Consider the following 13,617-nt stretch of genomic DNA (forward strand, 5'->3'; position numbering starts at 1 on the left):
GGGTGCGGCCGAGCGCCGCACCCGCCGGTTCAGGCGTCCTTGTGCTGCGCGTGGAATTCGTCGTAGGCCTCGACGATCCGCGCGACCAGCGGGTGGCGCACGACGTCCGCGCTGGTGAAGCGCGTGAGCGCGATGCCGCGCACGTCCGTCAATACCTGCTGCGCCTCGATCAGGCCGCTCTTGTGGCCGCGCGGCAGATCGACCTGGGTCGTGTCGCCCGTCACCACCGCCTTCGATCCGAAGCCGATCCGCGTGAGAAACATCTTCATCTGCTCGGGCGTGGTGTTCTGCGCCTCGTCGAGAATGATGAACGCGTGATTGAGCGTGCGGCCGCGCATGTACGCGAGCGGCGCGATCTCGATCATCTGCCGCTCGAACATCTTCGCGGTCTTGTCGAAACCGAGCAGGTCGTACAGCGCGTCGTAGAGCGGGCGCAGGTACGGATCGACCTTCTGCGCGAGATCGCCCGGCAGGAAGCCGAGCCGCTCGCCCGCCTCGACGGCGGGGCGCGTGAGCACGATGCGCTTGACCTGATCGCGTTCGAGCGCGTCCACCGCGCAGGCGACCGCGAGATAGGTCTTGCCGGTGCCCGCCGGCCCGATGCCGAAGGTGACGTCGTGCGACAGGATCTGCTTCAGGTATTCGCGCTGCGCGGGCGTGCGGCCGCGCAGGTCGGCGCGGCGCGTGTAGAGTTTCGGCGCCGCTTCGTCGTCGGGTTCGTCGTCGAGGCGCGCGGCCGGGTCGTCGAACGGATGATCGGGGTCGCCGCGAAAGCGCACGTCGGGTTCGTCGCCGCCGTTCGCGCGCGCCGGCCGGCTCGCCGCGTGGCGGGCCTCGACGAGCGCCAGTTGGATGTCGTCGAGCGACAGCGGTTCGCGGGCGCGGTTGTAGAAGTTCTCGAGCGCCGCGAGCGCCAGCTTGGCGCCGCGGCCGCGAATCGCGATCCGGTGGCCGCGCCGCTGCAGGGTGACGTCGAGCGCTTGTTCGATCTGCCGCAGGTTCTCGTCGAGCGGGCCGCAGAGATTGGCGAGGCGGGCGTTGTCGTCGCGCGGCGCGGTGAATTCCAGTGCTTGGGCGGTTTTCAAAGTGGCGTCAGGCTCCTTCGGTGGACGTTCAGTGCGTGCTCGCGCCGGCATCGTCGTGCGCGAGCGAGAGATCGCCGCGCAGCGAGTGCGGGTACGCGTGATTGATCTTCACGTCGATCATCTGGCCGATCAGGCGCGCATGCGACGCGACGGGGGCGGGGAAATTCACCACGCGGTTGTTTTCCGTGCGGCCCGCCAGCTCGTTCGGATCCTTGCGCGACGGCCCTTCGACCAGGATCCGTTCGACCCTGCCGACCATCGACCGGCTGATGCGCGCGACGTTCTCCTCGATCGTCGCCTGCAAATGTTGCAGGCGTTTGAGCTTGACCTCGCGCGGCGTGTCGTCGTGCAGGTTCGCGGCGGGCGTGCCGGGGCGCGGGCTGTAGATGAACGAGAAGCTGGTGTCGTAGCGCATCTCCTCGACGAGCGTCATCGTCTTGTTGAAGTCGTCTTCCGTCTCGCCGGGGAAGCCGACGATGATGTCGGTGGACAGCGACAGGTCCGGCCGGATCGCGCGCAGCTTGCGGATCACCGATTTGTACTCGAGCACCGTGTAGCCGCGCTTCATCGCCATCAGGATGCGGTCCGAGCCGTGCTGCACCGGCAGATGCAGGTGGTTCACGAGCTTCGGCACCTTCGCGTAGACGTCGAGCAGGCGCTGCGTGAATTCCTTCGGGTGCGACGTCGTGTAGCGGATGCGCTCGATGCCGGGGAGATCGGCCACGTATTCGATCAGCGTCGCGAAATCGGCGATGTCGGGCGAGCCGTTCGTCAGCGCGCCGCGATACGCGTTCACGTTCTGGCCGAGCAGCGTGACTTCGCGCACGCCCTGGTCGGCGAGGCCGGCGATTTCGGTCAGCACGTCGTCGAGCGGGCGGGACACTTCGTCGCCGCGCGTGTACGGCACGACGCAATAGCTGCAGTACTTGCTGCAGCCTTCCATGATCGACACGAAGGCGCTCGGTCCCTCGACGCGCGCGGGCGGCAGGTGGTCGAACTTCTCGATTTCCGGGAACGTGATGTCGACCTGCGCGCGGCCGCTCGCGCGTCGCGCGTCGATCATCTTGGGCAGCCGGTGCAGGGTCTGCGGGCCGAACACCAGGTCGACGTACGGCGCGCGCGCGACGATCGACGCGCCTTCCTGGCTCGCGACGCAGCCGCCGACGCCGATCAGCAGGTCGGGCCTCGCCTCCTTCAGCTCGCGAACCCGGCCGAGATCGGAGAACACTTTTTCCTGCGCCTTTTCGCGCACCGAGCAGGTGTTGAAGAGAATGATGTCCGCGTCTTCCGGGGTGTCCGTCTTGACGAGGCCTTCAGCGGCGTTGAGCACGTCGACCATCTTGTCGGAGTCGTACTCGTTCATCTGGCAGCCGAAGGTCTTTACGTAAACTTTTTTGGTCATGGGGTTCGCCGTTCGCAGTGGTTGACCTGGGGGCGTCGTTCAAAAAATGGATCGGGGACGGATCATGGGCCGCCGACCGGCGCCGCTCGCGGGACGGGCGTGGAGCCGCGCGTGTCGCGAAGCGGCGCGGATGCGCCGGAGATACCGCCGGGAAAGCTTTCCATTATAGCTTTTCGGGCTTGCCGGGCGGGGCGCGAACTGCGACGCGGCGAGCCATGTGGTGTGGCCCTTGTTCAGCGGCGGTCCGGCCCGACGCGCGGTGTCCGGCGTGCGCGGCCGCGGCGGCGCAAGGGCCGGCGGCGGCGCGCATTCCTCTGCAATGCTGATAACAGTGTGAAGATAACTTCGTTTGCCCCCGCGAACCCCGATGCTAGTCTTGCCCCACCTGAGTTCGCTGGGCTGCCGCGCAGCCCTGGAGGCTATTCCATGCATTCTTCCCTGGCGCTGGTGCGCGAGGTGTCCGCCGCGGATGGCGCGGCCGCGGCGTTCGCGCCGCATGAGCCGTTCGATGCGCTGGAGCGGCTCGTCGGCGTGAATCTGGCGCGGCTGCGCGCCGAGCGGCAGCTGTCGCTCGACGCGCTGGCGCGGTTGTCCGGCGTGTCGCGGGCGATGCTCGCGCAGATAGAGTCCGCGCGCAGCGTGCCGTCGATCAAGGTGCTGTGCAAGATCGCGGCGGCGCTGAAGGTGTCGGTCGCGGCCTTCCTGCGCCGCCACGCGGTGAACGGTTTCGAACATCTCGCAGCGGATCGGGCGGCGCGCGTGATCAGCTCGAACGGCCGCTTTTCGACGCGGGCGCTGTATCCGGAAGGCGAACCGTCGGCGGCCGAGTTCCACGAGCTGCGGATCGCGCCGCTGCACACCGAGACGGGCGCGCAGCGGCCGCCGGGCACGAGCGTGAATCTGGTGGTCAGCGAAGGCACGCTCGAGATCAGCGTGCACGAGCGCCGCCAACTGCTCGCGACCGGCGACGCGATCGTGTTCGACGCCGACCAGCCGTACACGCTGCGCAACCCCGGCGACACCGAGGCGCGCGCGTTTCGCGTCACGGTGAACGCCGAAGTGCCGCCGCGCTGGCACGTGCCGGAGTGACGCGCGGGTTTAGACGGCGTCGTCAGTAGGGTTTTGGCGGTTTCCGCTGCGGCGTTTTGGCGGTTTCCGCTGCGGCGCGTCCGCGGCTGTTGTATCCTTGGCCCGCCGGTTCGTCCGGCAATCAGTGCGTCTTCAGGGCGGGGCGAAATTCCCCACCGGCGGTAGGTCGGCTTCGAGCCGACAAGCCCGCGAGCGCCCGTGCTTCGCACGGGGTCAGCAGATCTGGTTGGAAGCCAGAGCCGACGGTCACAGTCCGGATGAAAGAAGATGTGCAGATAGTCACGTGCGTCAGGCCTCGCCCGCTGCATGCGTTCGCATGGAGCGGAGGGGCGTCGTTCTGTCTGTTTGCAATGCCCTGAAACGTTTTTCGCCCATTCTGTTTTGCGAGGAGCGTTTCCATGTCCTTTCCGCTGCCTTCCTCGTCGGCGCCTGCCGACGCTTTTGCCGATCTCCCGTTGCTCGACACCGAAGCGGTGCCGCCGCGCATTGCCGCCGCGCTGGATGCGTTGCGCGACGGCCGCGCGGTTGTCCTGCAGGACGATCACGACCGCGAGAACGAAGCCGACCTGATCGTCGCCGCCGAACGGCTCACCGATGCCACGATGGCGCTGCTGATCCGCGAATGCAGCGGCATCGTCTGCCTGTGCCTGCCGGATGCGACGGTGCGCGCGCTCGAACTGCCGCCGATGGCGCAGTTGAACGAGAGCAAGAACGGTACCGCGTTCACGGTGTCGATCGAGGCGCGCACCGGCGTATCGACCGGCGTGTCGGCCGCCGACCGGGTGACGACGATCCGCGCGGCGATCGCCGATCACGCGAAGCCGGCCGACATCGTTCGCCCCGGCCACGTGTTTCCGCTGCGCGCGGCGCCGGGCGGCGTGCTGGCGCGCCGGGGCCATACCGAGGGTACCGTCGACCTGACGATCCTCGCGGGCCTCAAGCCGGCCGGCGTACTGTGCGAGCTGATGAATCCGGACGGCACGATGACGCGCGGCGACGATGTCGCGCGTTTCGCCGAGCGCCATGATCTGCCGATGCTGACGATCGCCGAATTGGTGACGTTCCGCGCCGGGCTGGCGGCCGTGCGCGAGCGCGAAGCCTGCTGCATCGACGCGGCGTGAGGCTTCCGGCGGTCGGCTCGCGGGCCGGCCGCCGAGGCGCCGCGCTTACGACTGCACGTCGCCGAATTCGCCGCGCAGGCCCGCTTCGACGAGCGCCGGCAATTCATCCATCGATCGCATGATGCGCGTGATGCCCATCTTGCGGAGCGCGTCCTCGTAGCCGCCGGGGATGTGGCTCGCGCCGACGAACGCGACCGTCTTCATGCCTGCCGCCCGCGCGGCGTTCAACCCCGATACGCTGTCCTCGACGACGAGGCAGCGCGCCGGCTCGACGCCGAGCGCGCCGGCCGCGAGCAGATACACGTCGGGATAGGGCTTCGGACGCGCGACCTGTTCGGCGCTGAATACCCGCTCGCCGAACACCTCCGTCAGCGCCGCGCGTTTCAGCGAATGGCGCACTCGCTCGAGCCGGCTGTTCGATACCACCGCCGCCGGCAGCGTCACCTTCAGCAGCGCGTCGCGCACGCCGGCGATCGGCGTCAGCGAGCGGGCGAGCGCGGCCTCGATGTGCCGGTCGATCGTCTGCAGGAAATCCGGCGGCATCGCGATGCCGTGGCGGGCTTCCAGGCCGGCGAGAAAGCGCGAGGTCTGCTGGCCGAACGCGGCACTCGCGTCGGCTTCGAAATCGATGGCGGGGAAGGCGGCCGACAGCGTCTCGAACAGCACGCGATCGGCGATCACTTCGCTGTCGACGAGCACGCCGTCGCAGTCGCAAATGAGGTGGTCGAGCATAGGAGAAAGGAAAGGGTCGGGCAACGGTAAGGCGCATCAAACGCCATGATACGTGCTTTCGCCGGCGCGGCGGGTACCGCGAGCGCGGCGGATCCGGCGTAAGCGGCCTGTGCAACAGACGCGGGTCCGGCCCGGTGACGAAACAGCCCGCATGCGTTGCCGCATGCGGGCTGTGTTGTGTTGTGCGGACGAGGCGCGCCGCCGTTCAGCGCGTCGAATGCAGGTACAGGTACAGGCCCGACGCGAGCGAGCCGCCGAGCAGCGGCCCCAGCACCGGCACCCATGCGTAGCGCCAGTCGCTGTCGCGCTTGCCCGGGATCGGCAGCAGCGCATGCATGATGCGCGGCGACAGATCGCGCGCGGGGCTCATCGCGTATCCCGTCGGACCGCCGAGCGAGATGCCGATGCCGAGCACCAGCAGCCCGACCGGCAGCGCGTCGAGCGCGCCGAGGCCGACTTGTGGCGCGGCGAGATAGAGCACGCCGAGGATCAGCACGAAGGTGCAGATCGCCTCCGTCAGCACGTTGTGCGTGACGCTGCGGATCGCGGGCGCCGTGCAGAACACCGCGAGCTTCAGGTCGGGATCGACTTCCTTCGCGAAGTGTTGGCGGTAGGCCAGCCATACGAGCAGCGCGCCCGCCATGCCGCCCAGCATTTGTGCCGCGATATAGCCGGCGACCTTCGACCATGCGAACTTGCCCGTGAGCGCGAGACTGATCGTGACGATCGGGTTCAGGTGCGCGCCGCTGAACGATGCAGTCACGTAGACCGCGACGAACACGGCCATCGCCCAGCCCATCACGATCACGATCAGGTCGGCGCCCTTGCCCTTGGTCTTGGCGAGCAGTACGTTGGCGACCGCGCCGTTGCCCAGCAGGACGAGGATCGCCGTGCCGATGAACTCTGCAATATAAGGTGACATTGTGTGTCTCTCTACCAGTGCGGCGGACTCGCGCTGCGATTGCGCGGCCCGCCTGCTATTTTTACTGAGGGGTCGAAGCGGAGCTTCGGTTTATTTGGCGTCGTCCGCCCAGACTTTTGCCGCACGTACCGCGCGCTGCCAGCCGGCGAGACATTCGTCGACCTGTTTGCCCTGCAGCGACGGCGTGAAGCGCTTGTCGAGCTGCCACTGGCTTTGCAGGTCGTCGAGGTTCTTCCAGTAACCGATCGCCAGCCCCGCCAGATACGCGGCGCCGAGCGCGGTGGTTTCGGTGATCTGCGGGCGCACGGCATCGACGCCGAGCAGATCGGCCTGGAATTGCATCAGCAGGTTGTTCGCGCTGGCGCCGCCGTCGACGCGCAGCTCGCCGATGCGGATGCCCGAGTCGGCTTCCATTGCCTTCAGCACGTCGAGCGACTGGTAGGCGATCGAATCGAGCGCCGCGCGCGCCATGTGGGCGGAGGTGGTGCCGCGCGTGACGCCGAACAGCGAACCGCGCGCGCGCGGATTCCAGTGCGGCGCGCCGAGGCCGGCGAAGGCGGGCACGAGGTACACGCCGTCCGTATGCGGCACGCTGGCCGCGAGCGCCTCGATTTCGGCCGCGCTCTTGATGATGCCGAGACCGTCGCGCAGCCACTGCACGACCGCGCCTGCGATGAAGATGCTGCCTTCGAGCGCGTAGTTCACCTCGTCGCCGATCTGCCACGCGATCGTCGTCACCAGGTTGTTCTTCGATTCGATCGGCTTCGTGCCGGTGTTCATCATCAGGAAGCAGCCGGTGCCGTAGGTGTTCTTCACCATCCCGGACGTCGTGCACATCTGGCCGAACAGCGCGGCCTGCTGGTCGCCCGCGATGCCGGCGAGCGGGATCTTCGATGCGAACACCGTGGTCTTGGTGTGGCCGTAGATTTCCGACGATGCCTTCACTTCGGGCAGCATGCTGCGCGGGATGTCGAGCGCTTCGAGCAGCTCGTCGTCCCATTGGCGGGTGTGGATGTTGAACAGCATCGTGCGCGACGCGTTCGTCACGTCGGTGACGTGCAGTTCGTGCTTCGTGAAGTTCCACACGAGCCAGCTGTCGACCGTGCCGAACGCGAGCTTGCCCTGGCGCGCCTTCTCGCGCGCGCCTTCGACGTTGTCGAGAATCCAGCGGATCTTGGTGCCGGAGAAATACGAATCGATCGGCAGGCCGGTCTTCGCGCGCACTTTCTCGTCGAGGCCCTGCGCTTTCAGCTGGTCGCAGAAATCGGCGGTGCGGCGGTCCTGCCACACGATCGCGTTGTAGATCGGCTGGCCGGTTTCGCGATCCCAGACGATCGTGGTCTCGCGCTGGTTCGTGATGCCGATGGCGGCGATCGACGTACCGTTCAGGCCGGTGCGGGTGACGGCTTCCGCCGCGACGCCCGCCTGGGTCGACCAGATTTCCTGCGGGTCGTGCTCGACCCAGCCGGGCTGCGGATAAATCTGCTCGAATTCCTTCTGGGCGATCGACACGATGTTGCCCTGGCGATCGAACAGCATCGCGCGCGAACTGGTGGTGCCCTGGTCGAGAGCGAGGATGTACTGATCCGGCATTTGTCTCATCTCCATGCAAACGTCGTTGTGATTCGCGCCGCAAGCAGCGGCGCGTTTGGGTGTTACGGGACCTTCTCTCAGTGCGCGGTGGGCGCGGCGGGCTCGCGCGCCGTCGCAAACCACGCATCGACCGCGGCCGTGACCGCATCGAGCGTGCCCGGCGCGACGTGCAGGCCGAGCTTCGACCGGCGCCACAGCACGTCGTCCGCGCAGGTCGCCCATTCGGCGTCGCGCAGATAGCGCAGTTCCGCTTCGTAGAGGCCGGGCGCGAGCGCCGCGCCCAGTTCGGCCAGCGACTTCGCGGGGCCGACGACGCGTTCGGCGCGGGTGCCGTAGGCCCGCGCATAGCGGCGCGCGAGGCCGGCCGGCAGCCACGGATGGCGTTTCGCGAAACCGTCGGCGAACGGCGCGAAGCGCGCCTGCGCGATGTCGCCGCCGGGCAGTGCCTGGCCGGCCGTCCAGGCGCCGGCGGACGAGCCGAGCGCGCGGCACAGCAGATCGGACGCTTCCTCCGCGAGCTTGCGGAACGTCGTGATCTTGCCGCCGAACACCGACAGCAGCGGGGCGTTGTCGCCTTCGTCCAGGTCGAGCCGGTAATCCCGGGTTACCGCGGACGGGTTGTCCGCGCCCTCCTCCTCGAGGAGCGGGCGCACGCCGGAGTAGGTCCAGTGAACGTCGGCGGGCGAGATCTTACGCTTGAAATAGCGATTGATCGACTCGCACAAGTAGAGCGTTTCGTCGCCGTCGATCGCGACTTTCGCCGGGTCGTTGTGGTACTCGACGTCGGTCGTGCCGATCAGCGTGTAGTCGTGTTCGTAGGGGATCGCGAAGATGATCCGCTTGTCCGGATTCTGGAAGATGTACGCGTGATCGTGGTCGAACAGGCGCTTCGTGATGATGTGGCTGCCCTTCACGAGCCGCACGCTGTGCTGAGCACCGCGCCCGAGCGCGCCGTGCAGCACGGAGCCGACCCACGGACCGGCGGCGTTCGCGATCGCGCGGGTGTGGACCGTGATCACGGTGCCGTCCGCCTTCTGCAGCTGCGCGCGCCACTCGCCGTTGCCGCGTTCGGCGGCGATCAGCTTGGTGCGGGTGAGGATGCGCGCGCCGCGCTCCTGCGCGTCGATCGCGTTCAGCACGACGAGGCGCGCGTCGTCGACCCAGCCGTCCGAATAGACGAAGCCGCGCTTGATCGAATCGATCAGCGGCGCGCCCGCCGCGTGACGGCGCATGTCGATGCCGCGCGAGCCCGGCAGCAGTTCGCGCTTCGCAAGGTGGTCGTAGAGGAACAGGCCGATCCGGATCAGCCACGCCGGACGCAGGTTCGGCATGTGCGGCATCACGAAGCGCAGCGGCCACATGATGTGCGGCGCCGCGCGCAGCAGCGTCTCGCGCTCCTGCAGCGCCTTGCGCACCAGCCCGAATTCCTTGTACTCGAGATACCGCAGCCCGCCGTGGATCAGCTTCGTGCTGGACGAAGACGTATGCGACGCCAAGTCGTCCTGCTCGCACAGGAGCACCGACAGGCCGCGGCCGGCCGCGTCGCGCGCGATGCCGGCCCCATTGATCCCGCCGCCGACGACGAGCAGATCATACCGATTCTGTTGAGTCACCTGCTGTCCCTACCGTCTGTAACAGAAAATGAGGCGAACTAGAAATGTTCGAATTCGAAATTTAATGAACAAAAGCGAAAAAGTAAAGTTCGTTTAAGAGGGTCGGGTGGCGCGCCGTTCGATCCCGGACGATACTCACGGAATCGAACCGTTTCGAGGTGGAGTATGCGCAAGTTGATGGCGGCCGGTGCGTTCGCGCTGCTGGCCGGATGTGTGGGGACGCCGCCGCTGTCGGGCGGCTGGGGCGCGCCTTCGTTCGCGGATCTGCAGGCGAGCTGCGGCGGCACGGCGGCCGATTACGGGGCGGATGCGCCGTCGGTGTATTCGGCGCTCTACGACGCATGGGTGGCGAAGCGCCACGGCAAGGTGACGGAGCCGCAGTTCTGCGCGTTCAAGAACGAACTCGTTGCGCGTCATGCGGCACTCGGCGCGAACGCCGACCCGGCCGCGCGCGGCCAGTGGGCGAGCTATTTCAACGGGGCACGTGCGCAGGCGCTCAGCTGGCGCGCGGCGGTCGATCCTTCGCTGCGCGGCGGCTGAAGCAACAGGGTTTGAAAGGCGGCGCGGCCCGGCTGGCCGGGGCTGCCGCCCGGGGTGAGGGGAGCGTCGAGCACGAGCCGCTTCAGGAGAAGCGGTGTTTGATCGATCTCAACGCGGCGTCGCCGCTTTCGGTGACGCAATACTTCCGGCCCGAACCGAGGGCTTCCAGCTTGACGAGCTGACGCTCCAGCAGCGCATCCAGTTCGTCGCGCTCCATGTCGGCTTGATCGGGCGCGTCCTTCACAAGCAACAGCGTGGCAAATTCATGCGGACTTAGCATCGTTCTCTCCATGACAACCGTACTGCCCACGAACCGGCTGATCGGTCCGGTACGAGTTACCCAGCGAGGGAAGGCGTGGGGGGAAAAGCTGCTACCGCCGGCGTTGGCGCTCTTCTCGCTCCGGCTGCCCGCATCGTGCAGGCAGTCGCGTCGGGGAACTGGAGTCTAGTCAATCGTGCGGACATCTCCAAATCCCGCCCCGATAATTTTCTGATTGACAGCAAAAGGGCCGCGAAGCGGGTTCGCTTGCGCGCCAACTTCTTGATTTCACTTGAGGTTTTGGGTGCGCCGCAGCAGCGCGCACGAGCGGGAAGGCTAGTCGGCGACGTAGACCTGCGTGCCGGCCGCCGCGACCGTCTCATCCATCTCGGCGGGCAGCGGCTTGTCGGTGAAGAGCGCGTCGATCTGGTTCAGATGGCCCTGACGCACCAGCGCGGGCCGGCCGAATTTCGAATGATCGGTCACCAGATAGACGGTGCGTGCATGCTGGATGATCGCCTCGGCGACCCGCACCTCGCGCGTGTCGAAATCGCGCAGCGTGCCGTCCGTCTCGATCGCCGACGTGCCGATGATCGCGTAGTCCACCCTGAATTGGCGGATGAAATCGATCGCCAGTTCGCCGACGATGCCCTTGTCCCAAGGGCGCACGATGCCGCCCGTGATCAGGACCTCGCATTCGGGGTAACCGCTCATCATGCCTGCGACGTTCAGGTTGTTGGTGATCACGCGCAGCCCGCGGTGCCGGTTGAGCGCCCGGGCGACTTCCTCGGTGGTCGTGCCGAGGTTGATGAACAACGACGCCTGGTCGGGGATGTGCGACGCGGCGAGCGTCGCGATGCGGCGCTTCTCGTCGTGGAACATCCGCTGGCGCGCGGTGTACGACACGTTCTCGGAACTGGTGGGCAGGCTTGCGCCGCCGTGGTAGCGGCGCAGCAGGTTCAGGTCGGCCAGCCAGTTGACGTCGCGCCGGATCGTCTGCGGCGTCACGTCGAAGTGCGCGGCGAGATCGTCGACGGTCACGAAGCCGTCGCGTTGCACCCAATCGAGCAGTTCCTGTTGGCGCGCGTTGAGGCTGATGCGAGGGTCACGGGTCATATCGCGTTCTGAGGGCTCGATGGGACGGTAAGGCGGTATTGTAAGTGGGTTCGAACGAACCTTCGGCGCTCGTCGCGGCCGCCACAGGGTTCATTCATGCATCAGATGCATGGATTCATTTGATAAATGAATTTGATCGAAGCCGCGATTCGCGCTGGAATGGCAGGCTTCAGGCCTGCCGGCAGGCCTCTTCATCGTCTCGACCCGAGAGTTTCGACATGACCCGTTTTACCTGGCAGAACCCGTATCCGACGACGCGCATGCCTGTCTTCGCGCGCAATATCGTCTCGACGTCGCATCCGCTCGCGGCCCAGGCCGGGCTGCGGATGCTGTGGAAGGGCGGCAACGCCGTGGATGCGGCGCTCGCGGCCGCGGCGGTGATCACGGTGGTCGAACCGGTATCGTGCGGCCTCGGCGGCGACGCGTTCGCACTGGTCTGGGATGGCGCGAAGCTGCACGGACTCAACGCGTCGGGGGTGGCGCCGGCCGCGTGGAACGTCGACTACTTCCGGCGCCGTCACGGCGACGCGGGCGACGGTCTCGCGCGCCAGCCGAAGCGCGGCTGGGACACCGTCACCGTACCCGGGGTGATCGCAGGCTGGGAGGCGCTGCACGGAAAATTCGGCGCGCTGCCGTTCGCGGATCTGCTCGAACCGGCGATCGACATCGCCGAGCGCGGTCATGCGGTCGCATCGATCGTCGCCCACAAGTGGGCGGCGGCCGTGCCCGAACTGCAGGGGCTGCCGGGCTTTGCCGACACCTTCATGCCGCATGGCCGCGCGCCGCAGGTCAGTGAGCGGGTCTGCTTCCCGGGCCACGCGCAGACGCTGCGCACGCTGGCGAACGAAGGCCCGCGCGCGTTCTACGAGGGCAGTCTCGCCGAGGCGATCGCAGGCTTCGCGCGCGACGGCGGCGGCGCGCTGACGGCCGGCGACCTGCGCGGCTACCGGCCCGAGTGGGTCGAGCCGATCGGCAAGGACTACCGGGGTCACACGGTGCACGAGATTCCGCCGAACGGGCAGGGGATCGCCGCGCTGATCGCGCTCGGCATCATGGAGCGCTTCGATCTGCCGAATCTGCCGCTCGATTCGGCAGATTCGCAGCACGTGCAGATCGAGGCGATGAAGCTCGCGTTCGCGGACACCTATCGCTATGTTGCCGACCCGCGCTCGATGGACGTCACGCCGGAGCAGATGCTCGATGCCGGCTACCTCGCCGAGCGCGCCAGGCTGATCGACATGAAGCGCGCGACCCGTTTCGGCTTCGGCATGCCGCGCGCCGGCGGCACGATCTACCTGAGCGCCGCCGACGAGCGCGGAATGATGGTGAGCTTCATTCAGTCCAACTACATGGGCTTCGGTTCGGGGCTGGTGGTGCCGGGTACGGGGATCGCGCTGCAGAACCGGGGCTGCGGCTTCTCGATGGATCCGGCGTCGCCCAACGTGGTCGAGGGCGGCAAGCGGCCGTTCCACACCATCATCCCGGCGTTCGTCACGCAGCAGGTGGCCGGCCGGCAGGAGGCGGTGATGAGCTTCGGCGTGATGGGCGGCGACATGCAACCGCAAGGACACCTGCAGACGCTCGTGCGGATGCTCGGCTACGGCCAGCAGCCGCAGGCCGCGTGTGACGCGCCGCGCTGGAAGGTGAACCGCGACTTCACGCTGGACGTGGAAGCGACGCTCGACCCGGCGGTGGTCGCCGAACTCGAGGCGCGCGGCCATTCGATCCAGTCGATCGACGATCCTTACATGGACTTCGGCTCCGGCCAGTTCATCTGGCGGCTGGACCGCGACGAGCCCGAGCGCGGCTACGTGGCCGCCAGCGACAGCCGGCGCGACGGTCTGGCGGCCGGATTCTGACCGTCCCGTTTCTTTTAAGTCTTGTAAGCAAAGCGGCCATGACGGCCGCTTTCCTTTTATACGCAAACGCCTTTCGAATTACCTGTCTAATATTGCGTGAGATCGACCGTGGAACCGCGCTAGTTCCGCATGGTCAGTGATTGGGAGCACGATGATAAAAGTCCGGCTAAGATGCCAGGGACTATCGAATAACCGATTGCAAAACGCTGTATTCGACAAGAGCGCCAATCTTGCACGCGCGACACCACGTGCCCGGCTGGGCTCGATGCCGAATGCGGCGCTTGGG

12 protein-coding genes and 1 riboswitch are annotated in these 13,617 nt (G+C 67.1%); of the genes, 4 read left to right on the top strand and 8 right to left on the bottom strand.

The features are described from left to right. Nucleotides 1-29: 29 nt before the first annotated feature. Nucleotides 30-1,085: a PhoH family protein gene (locus RZR99_RS24460; protein WP_323122359.1), complete on the bottom strand. Its 1,056-nt coding sequence runs from the start codon at nt 1,083-1,085 to the stop codon at nt 30-32. Nucleotides 1,086-1,113: 28 nt separating this feature from the next. After that, nucleotides 1,114-2,487, bottom strand: a complete 1,374-nt coding sequence (gene miaB, locus RZR99_RS24465; protein ID WP_323122360.1) for a tRNA (N6-isopentenyl adenosine(37)-C2)-methylthiotransferase MiaB — start codon at nt 2,485-2,487, stop codon at nt 1,114-1,116. 426 nt (nt 2,488-2,913) lie between these two features. On the opposite strand from miaB, the gene RZR99_RS24470 reads away from it, so the two are divergent. Continuing rightward, entirely contained in the window at nt 2,914-3,576 is a 663-nt protein-coding gene (locus tag RZR99_RS24470; RefSeq protein WP_323122361.1) for a helix-turn-helix domain-containing protein, read from the top strand. A 124-nt stretch (nt 3,577-3,700) separates the two neighbouring features. Beyond that, nucleotides 3,701-3,849, top strand: a riboswitch (FMN riboswitch). Between the two features lie 125 nt (nt 3,850-3,974). Further along, nucleotides 3,975-4,697, top strand: coding sequence for a 3,4-dihydroxy-2-butanone-4-phosphate synthase (gene ribB, locus RZR99_RS24475; protein ID WP_323122362.1), 723 nt, complete (start codon nt 3,975-3,977; stop codon nt 4,695-4,697). 45 nt (nt 4,698-4,742) lie between these two features. On the opposite strand, the gene RZR99_RS24480 is transcribed toward ribB, so the two are convergent. From RZR99_RS24480 to glpD, 4 genes are all read right to left on the bottom strand, one after another. Next, nucleotides 4,743-5,429 (bottom strand): HAD family hydrolase, encoded by a 687-nt coding sequence (locus RZR99_RS24480; protein ID WP_323122363.1) that lies wholly within the window; start codon nt 5,427-5,429, stop codon nt 4,743-4,745. A 205-nt stretch (nt 5,430-5,634) separates the two neighbouring features. Next, nucleotides 5,635-6,351, bottom strand: coding sequence for an MIP/aquaporin family protein (locus RZR99_RS24485; RefSeq protein ID WP_323122364.1), 717 nt, complete (start codon nt 6,349-6,351; stop codon nt 5,635-5,637). Nucleotides 6,352-6,441: 90 nt separating this feature from the next. Further along, on the bottom strand, nt 6,442-7,944 hold the full coding sequence (gene glpK / locus RZR99_RS24490; RefSeq protein WP_323122441.1) for a glycerol kinase GlpK: 1,503 nt from the start codon (nt 7,942-7,944) through the stop codon (nt 6,442-6,444). Nucleotides 7,945-8,021: 77 nt separating this feature from the next. Further along, a complete protein-coding gene (glpD, locus tag RZR99_RS24495; RefSeq protein ID WP_323122365.1) occupies nt 8,022-9,557 on the bottom strand; it encodes a glycerol-3-phosphate dehydrogenase in 1,536 nt (511 codons plus the stop codon). A gap of 165 nt (nt 9,558-9,722) precedes the next feature. Here glpD and RZR99_RS24500 point away from each other — a divergent pair, with 165 nt between their 5' ends. Beyond that, nucleotides 9,723-10,097 carry a hypothetical protein gene (locus tag RZR99_RS24500; protein WP_323122366.1) on the top strand — a complete coding sequence of 125 codons (375 nt, stop codon included), beginning with the start codon at nt 9,723-9,725 and terminating at the stop codon, nt 10,095-10,097. 82 nt (nt 10,098-10,179) lie between these two features. Here RZR99_RS24500 and RZR99_RS24505 read toward each other — a convergent pair whose 3' ends face one another. Together RZR99_RS24505 and RZR99_RS24510 are read right to left on the bottom strand one after the other, a co-directional pair. Beyond that, nucleotides 10,180-10,377 carry a hypothetical protein gene (locus RZR99_RS24505; RefSeq protein WP_273999025.1) on the bottom strand — a complete coding sequence of 66 codons (198 nt, stop codon included), beginning with the start codon at nt 10,375-10,377 and terminating at the stop codon, nt 10,180-10,182. A gap of 315 nt (nt 10,378-10,692) precedes the next feature. Beyond that, nucleotides 10,693-11,472 (bottom strand): DeoR/GlpR family DNA-binding transcription regulator, encoded by a 780-nt coding sequence (locus RZR99_RS24510; RefSeq protein ID WP_323122367.1) that lies wholly within the window; start codon nt 11,470-11,472, stop codon nt 10,693-10,695. A 218-nt stretch (nt 11,473-11,690) separates the two neighbouring features. On the opposite strand from RZR99_RS24510, the gene RZR99_RS24515 reads away from it, so the two are divergent. Then, complete coding sequence (locus RZR99_RS24515) at nt 11,691-13,331, top strand: gamma-glutamyltransferase family protein (protein ID WP_323122368.1); 1,641 nt, start codon at nt 11,691-11,693, stop codon at nt 13,329-13,331. The last annotated feature ends 286 nt before the right edge of the window (nt 13,332-13,617 follow it).

Origin of the sequence: Burkholderia alba (assembly GCF_034721475.1) — a bacterium.
GTDB lineage: Bacteria > Pseudomonadota > Gammaproteobacteria > Burkholderiales > Burkholderiaceae > Burkholderia > Burkholderia alba.

Coding starts and splice junctions, on each gene's coding strand:
- miaB (WP_323122360.1), bottom strand. CDS start 2,487: ATGACCAAAAAAGTTTACGTAAAGACCTTCGGCTGCCAGATGAACGAG.
- RZR99_RS24470 (WP_323122361.1), top strand. CDS start 2,914: ATGCATTCTTCCCTGGCGCTGGTGCGCGAGGTGTCCGCCGCGGATGGC.
- ribB (WP_323122362.1), top strand. CDS start 3,975: ATGTCCTTTCCGCTGCCTTCCTCGTCGGCGCCTGCCGACGCTTTTGCC.
- RZR99_RS24480 (WP_323122363.1), bottom strand. CDS start 5,429: ATGCTCGACCACCTCATTTGCGACTGCGACGGCGTGCTCGTCGACAGC.
- RZR99_RS24485 (WP_323122364.1), bottom strand. CDS start 6,351: ATGTCACCTTATATTGCAGAGTTCATCGGCACGGCGATCCTCGTCCTG.
- glpK (WP_323122441.1), bottom strand. CDS start 7,944: ATGCCGGATCAGTACATCCTCGCTCTCGACCAGGGCACCACCAGTTCG.
- RZR99_RS24500 (WP_323122366.1), top strand. CDS start 9,723: ATGCGCAAGTTGATGGCGGCCGGTGCGTTCGCGCTGCTGGCCGGATGT.
- RZR99_RS24505 (WP_273999025.1), bottom strand. CDS start 10,377: ATGCTAAGTCCGCATGAATTTGCCACGCTGTTGCTTGTGAAGGACGCG.
- RZR99_RS24510 (WP_323122367.1), bottom strand. CDS start 11,472: ATGACCCGTGACCCTCGCATCAGCCTCAACGCGCGCCAACAGGAACTG.
- RZR99_RS24515 (WP_323122368.1), top strand. CDS start 11,691: ATGACCCGTTTTACCTGGCAGAACCCGTATCCGACGACGCGCATGCCT.